Source organism: Streptomyces hamibioticus, assembly GCF_047946815.1.
Taxonomy (GTDB): domain Bacteria; phylum Actinomycetota; class Actinomycetes; order Streptomycetales; family Streptomycetaceae; genus Streptomyces.
Window position 1 is genome coordinate 2,655,816 of sequence record NZ_JBKKQY010000001.1, and the last position, 14,798, is coordinate 2,670,613.

Sequence of the window (14,798 nt, forward strand, 5' to 3'; positions counted from 1 at the left end):
GCGCGCCGCCGGGGGCCTTCGTCGTACGCGCGGTCGTACGCGCGCGCCGTACGCGCGCGGGCTCACGCCATCTTCAGCGCCGCCGCCATCTTCGCCAGCTGCTCGAACGAGCCCGTGCCCGCCACGATGGTCGTCGCCCCCTCGACGCCGCCGGTGTCCTTCAGCACCAGGGCGTCGTACCGGCCGCCCTCGTACCGGGTCCACGTCCGGCCCGCTATCTCCTCGGTCCGCTCCGTCTCCCGCGCCCCCTGGGTGGCGTCGTCGATGAACTCGGCCGGCTTCTGCGTCGACTGCTGGACCTGCACGTACTCACCGTCAGCGGTGTGGAAGCCCAGGTGCCAGGTGTCGGACTCGGCGCCCCGGTAGCGGACCGACGTCGGCTTCCAGTCCTTGGCCAGCCCCTCGGGCGCCGCGACCGGGTACGGCGCGGCGCGGCGCGCGGTCAGCAGCTCGACCCGGTAGTCGACCCGCTTGAGGTCGGGCTCGCCGTCCTCGTGCGGGATGAACAGCCACATGACCAGCCCCGCGAGAACGATGACGCCCATGGAGAGCACCATGTCCCGGGCCGTCTTCTGCTTGCCTTTCGTACCTGCCACGCCCCCTATCGTCGCAGGTCCCCGGAGCGCTCATCCGTGGGGTCCCCTGCTCATTTTGTCTGCCTAACGATAGAGTCGTGGCCAACACCCTCATCCGGCCGTCGTCGTATCAGAAAGGTGCGCTCCGATGACCGAGCATCATCTGCCGTCCGAGCTGGACGTCCCCTCCGAGGCCCCCGACCGCAACCTCGCAATGGAGCTGGTCCGCGTCACCGAGGCCGCGGCGATGGCCGCCGGCCGCTGGGTCGGGCGCGGGGACAAGATCGGCGCCGACGGTGCCGCGGTGCGCGCCATGCGCACCCTCGTCTCCACCGTCTCGATGAACGGCGTCGTCGTCATCGGGGAGGGCGAGAAGGACGAGGCGCCGATGCTCTTCAACGGCGAGCGCGTCGGCGACGGGACCGGGCCCGAGTGCGACATCGCCGTGGACCCGATCGACGGCACGACCCTGACCGCCAAGGGCATGACGAACGCGATCGCGGTGCTGGCCGCCGCCGAACGCGGCTCGATGTTCGACCCGTCCGCCGTGTTCTACATGGACAAGCTGGTCACCGGCCCGGACGCGGCCGACTTCGTGGACATCGACGCGCCGGTGTCCGTGAACATCCGCCGGGTGGCCAAGGCCAAGCGGTCCACGCCCGAGGACGTCACCGTCGTCATCCTGGACCGGCCGCGGCACGAGGGCCTGATCCAGGAGATCCGGGAGACCGGCGCCCGCATCAAGCTGATCTCCGACGGCGACGTGGCCGGCTCCATCCTCGCGCTGCGCGAGGGCACCGGCATCGACCTGCTGCTCGGCATCGGCGGCACCCCCGAGGGCATCATCTCGGCCTGTGCCGTGAAGTGCCTGGGCGGCACCATCCAGGGCAAGCTGTGGCCCAAGGACGACGAGGAGCGGCAGCGGGCGATCGACGCCGGGCACGATCTGGACCGCGTGCTGACCACGGACGACCTGGTCTCCGGCGACAACGTCTTCTTCGCCGCGACCGGGATCACCGACGGCGAGCTGCTGCGCGGGGTGCGGTACCGGGCCGAGACGGCCACGACGTCGTCGATCGTCATGCGCTCGCGGTCGGGCACGGTACGGCGCATCGACTCCGAGCACCGGCTGAGCAAGCTGCGGGCGTACAGCGCGATCGACTTCGACCGGGCGAAGTAGCGCGGCCGGGGGTGCCGGGCACCGATCAGCTGCGGGCCCGGCATTCAAAGCGTTGAAACACTCAAGGCGTTGAAAGGGGCGCCCTCCTCATCGGGGGGGCGCCCCTTTCCCGCGTGCGTGCCGGGTCAGCCCGCTGCCGCTATGCGGGCCGCTCGCGCCGTCTTCTTCAGTTCCAGCTCGCGGCGGCGGCGCCGGGCCAGGACCACGCGGCGCTCGGCGGCGGTGAGGCCACCCCAGACGCCGTACGGCTCGGGCTGGAGCAGGGCGTGCTCGCGGCACTCGACCATGACCGGACAGCGCGCGCAGACGCGCTTGGCCGCCTCCTCTCGCGAGAGCCGGGCGGCGGTGGGTTCTTTGGAGGGTGCGAAGAACAGGCCGGCCTCGTCGCGCCGGCACACCGCCTCGGTGTGCCACGGAGCGTCTTGGTCCCTGTCCCGCGCTGGCACCCGCTGGGCCGGAACGGCAGCTACCTGCAGGGACGAATGCGGCGTTTGCAGCACGGTCTACTCCTGACGACGGCTTCGCGAGCGAGAGACGATGCGTCAAGGCCTACCCGCTGTGCGCGCGCCTATGCACTGAGTTCCGAAGCGCCGCTTCCGGCTTCGCGACCGCCAACGGTCACAGGGACAACAGCGGCAACAGTGGCAACGAGGGTTCACATCGGCACAGTGGTCACAGGTACTTGCGCGTGCGCCTTTCGACCTTGCGCTGCACCCGGTCGAGGATGTCCGCGACGATCTTGCCCCGCTTGGGCCGCGCCTCCACGCTGCCGAGGACGGCCCAGCCGTCGACGTAGACGACGGGGGCCCCGGGATCGGCCGAGTCGAGCGTGTCCACCTCGAAGCTGCCGAGGACGCCGCCGCCGGTGCCGCGCAGCGACACGTTCTCCGGGACGCGGACCTCGACGCTGCCGAAGACCGAGAACGCCTTGATGACGACCTGCTGGTACTCGAAGATCGCCTCGCTGAGATCGATCTCGACGCTGCCGAAGACCGCGTACGCGTGGACACGGCGGCCCGCGCGCCAGCGGCCCTTGCGGACGGCGGCGCTGAACACCGCGACCACGTTGTCGTCGGCCACCGCCGGCAGGGCGTCGGCGGCCGGGCGGTCGGGGGCCGGGGCGTGCGGTACCCGGCGCCGGTGCGCGGCGGGCAGGTCCCGGACGAAGACGTCCAGCTCCCCGACCGTCTTGGCGGCCAGCACGCCCTCGACGCGCTCGGCGTGCTCCTCCGCGGTGAGGCGGCCCTCGGCGAGGGCCTCGCGCAGCATGTCGGCGACGCGGTCGCGGTCGGCATCCGAGGCGCGCAGCTCGGTGACGGCCGGCTCGGTGACGCGCGGGGCGGTGTCCTGCGGGCGGGCGTGCTTGTGAAGGTCCACGGCAGCAGCGTACCGAAACGCGATAGATCGCGACTAGGGGGTGTCGGGGACGAACTGAGCCCGACCTCACAAGCTCCGCCCCGACCGCAGGTTCTACGCTGGTGAGCGCTGCCAATGGAGGCCAGCCGCTGTCTGCCGTGAGTGAGGAATGGGCGCCATGCCTGAGTTCGCGTACACCGATCTGCTCCCCATGGGAGAGGACACCACCCCGTACCGGCTGGTGACCTCCGAGGGTGTCTCCACCTTCGAGGCCGACGGGCGGACGTTCCTCAAGGTGGAGCCGGAGGCGCTGCGCAAGCTGGCCGAGGAGGCCATCCACGACATCCAGCACTACCTGCGCCCGGCCCACCTGGCGCAGCTGCGCCGGATCATCGACGACCCCGAGGCGTCGAGCAACGACAAGTTCGTGGCGCTGGACCTGCTGAAGAACGCGAACATCGCGGCGGCCGGCGTGCTGCCCATGTGCCAGGACACCGGCACGGCGATCGTCATGGGCAAGCGCGGACAGAACGTGCTGACCGAGGGCCGTGACGAGGAGGCCCTGAGCCGCGGCATCTACGACGCGTACCAGAACCTCAACCTGCGCTACTCGCAGATGGCCCCGCTGACCATGTGGGAGGAGAAGAACACCGGCTCCAACCTCCCCGCCCAGATCGAGCTGTACGCGACCGACGGCGGCGCCTACAAGTTCCTGTTCATGGCGAAGGGCGGCGGCAGCGCCAACAAGAGCTTCCTCTACCAGGAGACCAAGGCCGTCCTGAACGAGGCCTCCATGATGACGTTCCTGGAGGAGAAGATCCGTTCGCTGGGTACGGCCGCCTGTCCGCCGTACCACCTGGCGATCGTCGTCGGCGGCACCAGCGCGGAGTACGCGCTGAAGACCGCCAAGTACGCCTCCGCGCACTACCTGGACGAGATCCCGGCCGAGGGCTCGCCGCTCGGGCACGGCTTCCGGGACACGGAGCTGGAGGAGAAGGTCTTCGAACTGACGCAGAAGATCGGCATCGGCGCGCAGTTCGGCGGCAAGTACTTCTGCCACGACGTCCGGGTCGTCCGGCTGCCGCGGCACGGTGCGTCCTGCCCGGTCGCCATCGCGGTGTCCTGCTCGGCGGACCGGCAGGCCGTCGCGAAGATCACCGCCGAGGGGGTCTTCCTGGAGCAGCTGGAGACCGACCCGGCGCGGTTCCTGCCGGAGACGACGGACGAGCAGCTGGAGTCGGAGGGTGACGTCGTCAAGATCGACCTCAACCAGCCGATGGACGACATCCTCGCCGAGCTGACCAAGTACCCGGTCAAGACCCGGCTGTCCCTGACCGGCCCGCTGGTCGTGGCCCGTGACATCGCGCACGCCAAGATCAAGGAGCGGCTGGACGCGGGTGAGGAGATGCCGCAGTACCTGAAGGACCACCCGGTGTACTACGCGGGTCCGGCGAAGACGCCCGAGGGGTACGCGTCCGGGTCGTTCGGCCCGACGACCGCCGGGCGCATGGACTCCTACGTGGAGCAGTTCCAGGCGGCGGGCGGCTCGAAGGTGATGCTGGCGAAGGGCAACCGCAGCAAGCAGGTGACCGACGCGTGTGCCGCGCACGGCGGCTTCTACCTCGGGTCCATCGGCGGGCCGGCGGCGCGGCTCGCCCAGGACTGCATAAAGAAGGTCCAGGTCGTCGAGTACGAGGAGCTCGGGATGGAGGCCGTCTGGAAGATCGAGGTCGAGGACTTCCCGGCGTTCGTCGTCGTGGACGACAAGGGCAACGACTTCTTCCAGGACCCGGCGCCGGCGCCGACGTTCACGTCGATTCCGGTGCGGGGGCCGGGGCTGGCGTAGTCCCCGGGGGTGCGGCAGAAGGATTTTCCTCGCCCCCGCCGCCCCTGCCCTCCCCCAGAGGGAGGGTCCCCACGTCCCCGGGGGCACAGCCCCCGGGGACGCGGAACATCCGCCCCCGGTCACACGCTGTACCGGGTATGAGCGAATACCGCATCGAGCACGACTCCATGGGCGAGGTCCGGGTCCCCGCCCACGCCAAGTGGCGGGCCCAGACCCAGCGGGCGGTGGAGAACTTCCCCGTCTCCGGGCAGCGCATCGAACGCGCGCACATCGAGGCGCTCGCCCGCATCAAGGGAGCGGCGGCCAAGGTCAACGCCGAGCTGGGGGTGCTGGACAAGGAGATCGCCGGCGCGATCCAGGAGGCGGCCGCCGAGGTCGCCGAGGGGAAGTGGGACGAGCACTTCCCGGTCGACGTCTTCCAGACCGGCTCCGGCACCTCGTCCAACATGAACACCAACGAGGTCGTCGCCACCCTGGCCAGTGAACGGCTCGGCCGGGACGTGCACCCCAACGACCACGTCAACGCCTCCCAGTCGTCCAACGACGTCTTCCCGTCCTCGATCCACATCGCCGCCACCGCCGCCGTCAGCCGGGACCTGATCCCCGCGCTGGAGCATCTCGCCGCCGCGCTGGAGCGCAAGGCCGAGGAGTTCGCCGACGTGGTGAAGTCCGGGCGTACCCATCTCATGGACGCCACGCCCGTGACCCTGGGCCAGGAGTTCGGCGGGTACGCCGCCCAGGTGCGCTACGGGATCGAGCGGCTGACCGCCTCGCTCCCCCGGCTGGCCGAACTGCCGCTCGGCGGCACCGCCGTGGGCACCGGCATCAACACCCCGCCCGGTTTCTCCGCCGCCGTCATCGAAGAGGTGGCCCGCGCGACCGGGCTGCCGCTGACCGAGGCGCGCGACCACTTCGAGGCGCAGGGCGCCCGGGACGGCATCGTCGAGACCAGCGGGCAGCTGCGCACCATCGCGGTCGGCCTGACGAAGATCGCCAACGATCTGCGCTGGATGTCCTCGGGTCCGCGGACCGGGCTCGCGGAGATCCTGCTGCCCGACCTCCAGCCCGGCTCGTCCATCATGCCGGGGAAGGTCAATCCGGTGATCCCGGAGGCGGTGCTGATGGTCTGCGCCCAGGTCACCGGCAACGACGCGACCATCGCCACCGCCGGCGCCTCCGGCAACTTCGAGCTCAACGTGATGCTGCCGGTCATCGCCAAGAACGTGCTGGAGTCGATCCGGCTGCTCACCAACGTCTCCCGGCTGCTGGCCGACCGGACCGTGGACGGCGTCGTCGCCGACCGCGAGCGGACCCGCGAGTACGCCGAGTCCTCACCCTCCGTGGTGACGCCGCTCAACAAGTACATCGGGTACGAGGAGGCCGCCAGGGTCGCCAAGAAGGCGCTCCAGGAACGCAAGACGATCCGTCAGGTCGTGGTCGAGGGCGGCTACGTCGAGCGCGGCGACCTCACCGAGGAGCAACTGGACGAAGCGCTGGACGTCCTGCGGATGACCCGCCCCTGAGCGGCCCGCGGACCGGACGCGGACCGTGACGGCCGCCGCAGCGTCGTATGCCGGTGGCACCTACTATCTGGCCATGGCAGACGGTGAAACGGTGAGCACGGCGGCGGAGGCGGGCGGAGCGGCGGCTCCGGCGCCCCCGGCGGCCTTCTGGGCGCCCGGCAGCCACATACTGTGGCGGTACCGGGAGAACGGCGGCCCGCGCATCCACATCGCCCGCCCCGTCACCGTCGTCCGGGACGACCCCGAGGTGCTCGCCGTGTGGCTGGCGCCCGGCACCGAGTGCGTGAAGCCGGTGCTCGCCGACGGCACGCCCGTGCACCGGGAACCGCTGGCGTCGCGCTACACCAAGCCGCGCGGCGTCCAGCGCGACCGGTGGTTCGGCACCGGAGTGCTGAAGCTGGCGCGCCCCGGCGAGCCCTGGTCGGTGTGGCTGTTCTGGGAGCCGGGCTGGCGGTTCAAGAACTGGTACGTCAACCTGGAGGAACCGCTGACCCGCTGGTCCGGCGGTGTCGACTCGGAGGACCACTTTCTGGACATCTCCGTGCAGCCGGACCGGAGTTGGCACTGGCGCGACGAGGACGAGTTCGCGCAGGCCCAGCGGGACGGTCTGATGGACTCCGCGCAGGCCGAGCGGGTGCGGCGGGCGGGCCGGGCGGCGGTGGAGACGATCGGCGCCTGGGGGCCGCCGTTCCCGGACGGCTGGGAAAACTGGCGCCCCGACCCGGACTGGCACGTACCGTCGCTGCCGGAGGACTGGGACCGTACGCCCGCGCAGGTGTCCTCATGAGACCCTTGATGCGCCCCCCGGCAAGAAACGTAGGATCGTCCTCCGCACGTGCGCACGGCGGCAACTTCAGGAGCACACGGCGGGCTTGACCGATCGTCACCGAGGGGCGGCAGGACGTGAACGAGAGGTACGAGGGCATTCCGTTCCCGGGGCACGTGTTCCGGGTATCGGGACTTCTGCGAGACGAACTGCACGCGCGGCGCGCAGTCGCAGACGGATGGATTCGACACGCGTGACGGAGCACCCGATCTCCTTCGAGCGCCCCCAGCCGGGCGCAGCCCCCGCGGACCCCCGCGGGGCGCTGCTGCGTACCCCGACGCCGCGCATCCCGCAGGCCGGTCTGCCGGCCCAGGGCCGCACCGGCGAGACGCCGTCCACGCCCGCCGCACCGCCGGCACCCCAGACGGCGCCCGCCGGCGGTCTCGCCGAGCACTCCCAGCCCGGTGCCGAGCACGACGCCGAGCCCGACACGCACCGCCCGCGACCCGCGCCCGAGGGCATTCCGGCCCAGCCGGACGGCGAGCCGGACGACGCCGCCGGCCCGGCCCCGGAGCGGCGCACGGGGCAGCAACCGGCGCCGGGGCGGCCCACGCCGATGCGCCGGGACGGGGACCGGCTGCGCTTCGTGGGCGCCGCGACCCGGCGGATCGCCCGCGGCATGGACCTCGACGAGATCGTGATGGGCCTGTGCCGGGCCACCGTGCCGACGTTCGCCGACGCGATCCTCGTCTATCTGCGCGAGCCGCTGCCGGTCGGCGACGAGCGCCCCAGCGGCCCGCTGGTGCTGCGGCTGCGCCGCACCGACCGGATACCGGCCGAGCGGGACACCGAGGGCGGTTTCATGCCCCCGGCCCAGCCCGAGCCGTCGGAGCTGGACACGGTCGGCTCCGAGCTGTGCGAGGTACGGCCGGGCAGCGCCCTCGCCGAGGTGCTGCGCGGGGTGCGTCCGGTCTTCACCGACACCTCCGCCGCCCGCGCCGCTCTGCCCGAGCTGCTGGGCGAGGGCGGCGAGTTCACCGTACCGAGCGGTCGGCGGACGATTCTGGCGCCGCTGCGCGGCCGGCGCCGGGTGATCGGGGCCGCGCTGTTCCTGCGCCGCCCCGAGCGCGTCGCCTTCGAACCGGACGACCTGCTCGTGGCCGCCCAGCTGGCCACGCACAGCGCGCTCGGCATCGACAAGGCGGTGCTGTACGGCCGCGAGGCCTACATCGCCGACGAGCTGCAGCGCACGATGCTGCCCGAACACCTGCCGCGCTGCACCGGCGTCCGGCTGGCCTCGCGCTACCTCCCGGCCGCCGAGACCGCCCGGGTCGGCGGCGACTGGTACGACGCGATCCCGCTGCCCGGCAGCCGGGTCGCCCTGGTGGTCGGCGACGTGATGGGCCACTCGATGACGTCGGCGGCCATCATGGGCCAGCTGCGCACCACCGCGCAGACGCTGGCCGGGCTCGACCTGCCGCCGCAGGAGGTGCTGCACCACCTCGACGAACAGGCGCAGCGCCTGGGCACCGACCGCATGGCCACCTGCCTGTACGCCGTGTACGACCCGGTGTCGCACCGCATCACCATCGCCAACGCCGGCCACCCGCCGCCGGTCCTGCTGCACCTGGGCGGCCGGGCCGAGGTGCTGCGGGTGCCGCCGGGGGCGCCGATCGGCGTCGGCGGCGTGGACTTCGAGGCCGTGGAGCTGGACGCCCCGGCCGGCGGCACCCTGCTGCTGTACACCGACGGGCTGGTGGAGTCCCGCCTGCGGGACGTGTGGACCGGCATAGAGCAGCTGCGCGAGAAGCTCGCCGCGACGGCGCAGCTGACCGGGCCGGACCATCCGCCGCCGCTGGAGGCCCTGTGCGACGAGGTGCTGGACATGCTCGGGCCGGGCGACCGGGACGACGACATCGCGCTGCTCGCCGCCCGCTTCGACGGGATCGCGCCGAGCGACGTGGCGTACTGGTTCCTGGAGCCGGAGGACACGGCCCCGGGCCGGGCCCGGCGACTGGCCCGGCGCGCGCTCGCCCGCTGGGGCCTGGACGAGCTGAGTGACTCGGTGGAGCTGCTGGTCAGCGAGGTCGTGACCAACGCCGTGCGGTACGCGACCCGGCCGGTCACGCTGCGGCTGCTCCGTACCGACGTGCTGCGCTGCGAGGTCGGTGACGACGTGCCCCAGCTGCCGCGGCTGCGGCAGGCCCGGGCCACCGACGAGGGCGGGCGCGGGCTGTACCTGGTCAACCGGCTGGCCCGGCGGTGGGGCGCGACCCGGCTGAGCACCGGCAAGGTGGTGTGGTTCGAGCTGAACCGGGGCTGAGCCCCGTGTCGCGCGGAAACGCCGGGGCGCCCGGTGATCACCGGGCGCCCCGAGCGTCTCACTGCTGCCGTTGCTCCGGTCGCTGCCAGGCGCCGTTGGGCAGCAACGGCTTTTCGTCGTCGTCCGGGGACTCGTCGCCCGTCGGCGGCTGCGGCGACTGGGAGATGCTCGGCGAGGCCGAGGACGGGGTCCCGGACGGCGTCTGCGACGGCGGCTCGGAGCTGGGCTCCTCGGACACCGGCGGCTCGGAGGAGGGCGCCTCGGAGGACGGCTCCTCGGTCGGGGTCTGCGACGGCGTCCGGGACGCGGAGGGCGTGCTGCTCGGCCGGACCGCCGCGCCCTGCTTGGTTTCCAGGACGAACTCGCTGTTCCCGTCCGTCACACCGAAGGTGTACGCCGCCCAGATCTCCGCCGGGAAGCCGCCGCCGTTGACGCGGTGGTCGACGCCGCCCGCCTTGTACATCGGGACCTGGGGGTGCGGTTCCTTGTCGTCCTCGCCGAACAGGCCGACGGAGGTGACCAGCTCGGGCGTGTAGCCGCTGAACCAGGCCGACTTGTTGTTGTCGGAGGTGCCCGTCTTGCCCGCGACCTGCTGGCCGTTGCGGAGCGGGTTGTCCCGCACGGACCGCTGGGCCGTTCCGTCGTTGACCACGCCGGTCAGCACGGACGTCACCGTGTCCGCGGCCTCGCGGCTGATGACCTGCTCGCCGATCGGCTCGGGGAAGTCGACCGTGCGGGAGTTGTGCTCGGCGGACTTGACCAGGGCCGGGGTGACCTTCTCGCCGTGGTTGGCGAGGGTGGCGTAGACACCGGCCATCTCCAGCGGGCTCGCGCCCATGCTGCCCAGGGTCTGCGCGGGCACGGCCTCCATGCCCTCGGTCTCCATGCCGAGCCGGCCGGCGACGTCCACCACCCGGTCCATGCCGACGTCGATGCCCATCTGGGCGAAGACGGAGTTGACGGACTTGTTCATCGCCTCCTGGACGGTGATGTCGCCGTAGTCGACGTCGTCCTCGTTGGGGGGCGCGAAGCCGACCTTGCGGCCGTTGTCCACCACCGGGCGCCGGCTGTCGCCGTCGTAGACGGTGTCCGCCGTGATCGGCACGCCGTCCTGTGTCTCGGCGTCGTCGTCCACGGCGGCGGCCAGGACCACCGGCTTGAAGGTGGAGGCGGGCTGGTAGTCGTCCCGGGTGGCGTTGTTCGTGAAGTGCTTGAGGTAGTCCACGCCGCCGTACATCGCCACGACCGCGCCCGTCTCCGGGTCCACGGAGACGGCGCCCGCCTGCACGTCGGCGTCGACGTCACGCTGGTCGGGGTCGAGCTTGCTGGTCAGCCGGGTCTTGACCGCCTTCTCCAGCTGCGTCTGCTTCTTCTTGTCGATGTTGAGCGTGATGGTCCAGCCGCCGGCGTCCACCATGACCTTGGCCTGGTTCATGTCCTCGGCCGTTCCCTCGGCGACCAGCCGGTTCATCAGGGCCGCGTTGGCCGTCTCCACCACGTACCCGGCCTGGCCCTTCAGCCCGGGGGCGGGCCTGGGCTCCTCGGGCTCGGGGAACTTCATGGCCTGCCGCTCGGACCGGTCCAGCCACTTCATCTCGACCATGTTGTCCAGCACGTAGTTCCAGCGCTGCCGGACCAGCTTCTTGCCGGTGTCGCTGGCGATCGCCCAGTCGTACTGGTTCGGCGCCTGGAGCAGCGCGGCCAGGTAGGCGCCCTGCTCGACGGTGAGGTCCTCGGCGTCGACGCGGTAGTAGGCCTGGGCGGCGGCCTGGATGCCGTAGGCGCCGCGGCCGTAGTAGCTGGTGTTCATGTAGCCGGCGAGGATGTAGTCCTTGGACTTCTCCCGGTCCAGCTTGAGCGAGATGACCAGCTCCTTCAGCTTGCGCGTGACGGTCTGGTCCTGCGTCAGGTAGTAGTTCTTGACGTACTGCTGGGTGATGGTCGAGCCGCCCTGCGCGCCCTTGCCGGCGAGTGTGTTGAACACGCCGCGCGCGGTGCCCTTCAGATCGACGCCGGCGTCCTTGTAGAAGGTCTTGTTCTCGGCGGCGACGAAGGCGTGCTGGACGTCCTTGGGCACTCTGGACAGGTCGACGATCTCACGGTTGCGCTCGCCGTCCCGGGCCATGACCGAGCCGTCGCTGTACTTGTAGACGTTGCTCTGCAGCTTGGCGTCGGACTTGGCCGGCGGGATGTCGATCACCATGTACAGCACGATGAAGGCGCCCATGCCGAGCAGGCAGAGACCGAAGAACGTGCCGAGGATCTTCTTCCAGGTGAACAGCCGGCGTATGCCGCTCTTGCCGGTCGCACCCGACGAGCGGCCGCGCTGCGGCGCCGCGCGGCGGCCACCGCGCTGCCTCGCTCTTCTCTCTTCCGCTCGCCCCATGGATCCGGTCCGCTCCGCTTCGCTCATGTGTGCTCAGACGTCACACAGGTTTCGTCGGCAGGTCAGCTCAGAAAGCTAACACCGTCAGAAGTGACAAAGGGCGGCCGATCCGGTCTTTTACGGACGTGAGAATCAGCACGCGCCCCCATGGAACCGACGTGCGAGAGCGGTTGAGGGTTGCCACGGCGGGATAAAGTGATATCACTTATCTAGCAGTCAGCTATACGACATCGGCGCCCGAGGGCGCGGACGGACGGGGAGCACTCATGCCGATACAGGACACGCAGATCACCGCCGACGCTCCGGAGATGCCGGAGCCACGCGTGCGGGAGTTCCCGGCGCACAGCGTCGGCGGCGGGCTCGCCCTGCTGCTCGGACTGGTCGGCCTGTTGGCCGGCGTCGGCATGGTCGTCACCGCCACCGCGGTCTCCGGCGCGGGCGGCAAGGCCGCGCTGATCATCGGCGGCATCCTGGTCGCCCTCGCCTCGGCCCTCGCCATGGGCGGGCTGAACATGGTGGCGCCCGGCGAGGCGCGGGTGGTCCAGCTCTTCGGGCGGTACCGCGGCACGATCCGGCAGGACGGACTGCGCTGGGTGAACCCGCTCACCTCCCGCCAGAAGATCTCCACCCGCGTGCGCAACCACGAGACCGCGGTGCTGAAGGTCAACGACGCCTACGGCAACCCGATCGAGCTGGCGGCGGTCGTGGTGTGGAGGGTCGAGGACACCGCCCAGGCGACGTTCGAGGTCGACGACTACATCGAGTTCGTCTCCACGCAGACCGAGGCGGCCGTGCGGCACATCGCCATCGAGTACCCCTACGACGCCCACGAGGAGGACGGCCTCTCGCTGCGCGGCAACGCCGAGGAGATCACCGAGAAGCTCGCGGTCGAACTGCGCGCACGCGTGGAGGCGGCCGGCGTGCAGATCATCGAGTCCCGCTTCACGCACCTCGCCTACGCCCCCGAGATCGCCTCGGCGATGCTCCAGCGGCAGCAGGCCGGGGCGGTCGTCGCGGCACGGCGGCAGATCGTGGACGGCGCCGTCGGCATGGTCGAGGCGGCGCTCGCCCGGATCACCCAGCAGGACATCGTGGAGCTGGACGAGGAGCGCAGGGCCGCGATGGTGTCCAACCTGATGGTCGTGCTGTGCGGGGACCGTGCCGCGCAGCCGGTCATCAACACCGGGACGCTCTACCAGTGACGACCCCCGCCGAGGACCCCTCCCGGAAGCGACGGCCGCAGCGGCGCAAGCAGGTGCTGCTGCGGCTGGACCCGCTGGTCTACGAGGCACTGGCCCGCTGGGCGGGCGACGAGCTGCGCTCGGCCAACGCCCAGATCGAGTTCCTGCTCCGCCGGGCCCTGGCGGAGTCCGGCCGGCTGCCGGGCGAGGCGGGGCCGATCCCCCGCCGGGGACGGCCGCCGGCCGCGGAACGGGACGCCGAACCGGAGCCCTAGCCGCCCGGTCGGGGCGGTGGCGGAATCGTGACAATCGGCCCCGACCTGCACCGCCGTACACCCCGCCATGATCTGCACACCCCGCGTATACACCTTGCGTATACACCGTGTGTAGAGTGCTCCGCATGTCCATCGGTCACACCCTCCTCGGACTCCTGGAGTCCGGACCCCGCCATGGTTACGACCTCAAGCGGGCCTTCGACGAGAAGTTCGGTCACGACCGGCCGCTGCACTACGGCCAGGTCTACTCGACCATGTCCCGGCTGCTGAAGAACGGCCTGGTCGAGGTCGACGGCATCGAGGCCGGCGGCGGTCCCGAGCGCAAGCGGTACGCGATCACCGACGCCGGCATCACCGACGTCGAGCGCTGGCTCGGCACCCCGGAGAAGCCCGAGCCGTACCTCCAGTCCACGCTGTACACCAAGGTCGTCCTCGCGCTGCTCACCCACCGGGACGCCGCCGACATCCTCGACACCCAGCGCTCGGAGCATCTGCGCAGCATGCGGATCCTCACCGACCGCAAGCGCAAGGGCGATCTGGCCGACCAGCTCGTCTGCGACCACGCCCTGTTCCACCTGGAGGCCGACCTGCGCTGGCTCGAGCTGACCGCGGCGCGCCTCGACCGGCTCCGGGAGGCGGTGGCCCGATGACTCCGGCCGGTTCGCTGCTCACCGCCGAGGGCCTGCGCAAGGCCTACGGTCCCACCCTCGCCCTCGACGGCGCCGAGTTCTCCATCCACCCCGGCGAGGTCGTCGCCGTCATGGGCCCTTCCGGGTCCGGCAAGTCGACGCTGCTGCACTGCCTCGCCGGCATCGTCACCCCCGACTCCGGGACGATCACCTACAACGGGCGGGAGCTGTCCGCCATGACCGACGCCCGGCGCAGCGCGCTCAGGCGCTCGGAGTTCGGGTTCGTGTTCCAGTTCGGCCAGCTCGTGCCGGAGCTGACCTGCGTGGAGAACGTCGCCCTGCCGCTGCGGCTGAACGGCGCGCCGCGCAAGCAGGCCGAACGGGCCGCGCTGTCCTGGATGGAGCGGCTGGAGGTCGACGACCTGCGCAAGAAGCGGCCGGGCGAGGTGTCCGGCGGTCAGGGGCAGCGGGTCGCCGTCGCCCGCGCGCTGGTGACCGACCCGCGCGTGCTGTTCGCCGACGAGCCGACCGGCGCGCTGGACTCCCTCAACGGCGAGCGCGTGATGGAGCTGCTCACGGACGCCGCGCGGTCCACCAACGCCGCCGTCGTGCTGGTCACGCACGAGGCCCGGGTGGCCGCCTACTCCGACCGCGAGATCGTCGTACGGGACGGCAGGTCCCGGGACATGGAGCGCGCGATATGAATGCCCGCCCGTCGCCCACCACCGCCCTACCCGAGGCGCTGCGCGCCGCACCTT

13 protein-coding genes are annotated in these 14,798 nt (G+C 71.4%); 9 read left to right on the forward strand and 4 right to left on the reverse strand.

The genetic code is table 11. The features are described from left to right. Positions 1–62 precede the first annotated feature (62 nt). Positions 63–596 (reverse strand): DUF4245 domain-containing protein, encoded by a 534-nt coding sequence (locus tag ACLGIH_RS11730; RefSeq protein WP_416525191.1) that lies wholly within the window; start codon positions 594–596, stop codon positions 63–65. Between the two features lie 127 nt (positions 597–723). Here ACLGIH_RS11730 and glpX point away from each other — a divergent pair, with 127 nt between their 5' ends. Continuing rightward, a complete protein-coding gene (gene glpX, locus ACLGIH_RS11735) occupies positions 724–1,755 on the forward strand; it encodes a class II fructose-bisphosphatase (protein ID WP_416525192.1) in 1,032 nt (343 codons plus the stop codon). A 125-nt stretch (positions 1,756–1,880) separates the two neighbouring features. Here glpX and ACLGIH_RS11740 read toward each other — a convergent pair whose 3' ends face one another. Together ACLGIH_RS11740 and ACLGIH_RS11745 are read right to left on the reverse strand one after the other, a co-directional pair. Next, positions 1,881–2,255 (reverse strand): WhiB family transcriptional regulator, encoded by a 375-nt coding sequence (locus ACLGIH_RS11740; RefSeq protein ID WP_416525193.1) that lies wholly within the window; start codon positions 2,253–2,255, stop codon positions 1,881–1,883. Positions 2,256–2,427: 172 nt separating this feature from the next. After that, the gene (locus ACLGIH_RS11745; protein WP_416525194.1) at positions 2,428–3,132 is read right to left on the reverse strand and encodes a DUF1707 SHOCT-like domain-containing protein; all 705 of its coding nucleotides are present in this window, start codon (positions 3,130–3,132) and stop codon (positions 2,428–2,430) included. 148 nt (positions 3,133–3,280) lie between these two features. On the opposite strand from ACLGIH_RS11745, the gene ACLGIH_RS11750 reads away from it, so the two are divergent. The 4 genes from ACLGIH_RS11750 (at position 3,281) to ACLGIH_RS11765 (ending at position 9,569) form a co-directional block, all read left to right on the forward strand. Continuing rightward, positions 3,281–4,957, forward strand: a complete 1,677-nt coding sequence (locus ACLGIH_RS11750; protein ID WP_416525195.1) for a fumarate hydratase — start codon at positions 3,281–3,283, stop codon at positions 4,955–4,957. Between the two features lie 137 nt (positions 4,958–5,094). Beyond that, on the forward strand, positions 5,095–6,480 hold the full coding sequence (locus tag ACLGIH_RS11755) for a class II fumarate hydratase (protein WP_416525196.1): 1,386 nt from the start codon (positions 5,095–5,097) through the stop codon (positions 6,478–6,480). A gap of 73 nt (positions 6,481–6,553) precedes the next feature. Next, positions 6,554–7,267, forward strand: coding sequence for a cytidylyl-2-hydroxypropylphosphonate hydrolase (gene fomD / locus ACLGIH_RS11760; RefSeq protein WP_416525197.1), 714 nt, complete (start codon positions 6,554–6,556; stop codon positions 7,265–7,267). A 217-nt stretch (positions 7,268–7,484) separates the two neighbouring features. After that, positions 7,485–9,569: a SpoIIE family protein phosphatase gene (locus ACLGIH_RS11765; RefSeq protein WP_416525198.1), complete on the forward strand. Its 2,085-nt coding sequence runs from the start codon at positions 7,485–7,487 to the stop codon at positions 9,567–9,569. Positions 9,570–9,627: 58 nt separating this feature from the next. Here the strand turns inward: ACLGIH_RS11765 and ACLGIH_RS11770 are convergent, their stop codons facing one another. Further along, a complete protein-coding gene (locus ACLGIH_RS11770) occupies positions 9,628–11,955 on the reverse strand; it encodes a transglycosylase domain-containing protein (RefSeq protein WP_416525199.1) in 2,328 nt (775 codons plus the stop codon). A gap of 266 nt (positions 11,956–12,221) precedes the next feature. On the opposite strand from ACLGIH_RS11770, the gene ACLGIH_RS11775 reads away from it, so the two are divergent. The 4 genes from ACLGIH_RS11775 (at position 12,222) to ACLGIH_RS11790 (ending at position 14,744) form a co-directional block, all read left to right on the forward strand. Next, a complete protein-coding gene (locus tag ACLGIH_RS11775; RefSeq protein WP_416525200.1) occupies positions 12,222–13,157 on the forward strand; it encodes an SPFH domain-containing protein in 936 nt (311 codons plus the stop codon). Continuing rightward, complete coding sequence (locus ACLGIH_RS11780; protein ID WP_416525201.1) at positions 13,154–13,411, forward strand: type II toxin-antitoxin system antitoxin; 258 nt, start codon at positions 13,154–13,156, stop codon at positions 13,409–13,411. The genes ACLGIH_RS11775 and ACLGIH_RS11780 overlap by 4 nt, the downstream gene beginning before the upstream one ends. Before the next feature lie 125 nt (positions 13,412–13,536). After that, positions 13,537–14,061 carry a PadR family transcriptional regulator gene (locus tag ACLGIH_RS11785; protein ID WP_416525202.1) on the forward strand — a complete coding sequence of 175 codons (525 nt, stop codon included), beginning with the start codon at positions 13,537–13,539 and terminating at the stop codon, positions 14,059–14,061. Then, entirely contained in the window at positions 14,058–14,744 is a 687-nt protein-coding gene (locus ACLGIH_RS11790) for an ABC transporter ATP-binding protein (protein ID WP_416525203.1), read from the forward strand. The genes ACLGIH_RS11785 and ACLGIH_RS11790 overlap by 4 nt, the downstream gene beginning before the upstream one ends. The last annotated feature ends 54 nt before the right edge of the window (positions 14,745–14,798 follow it).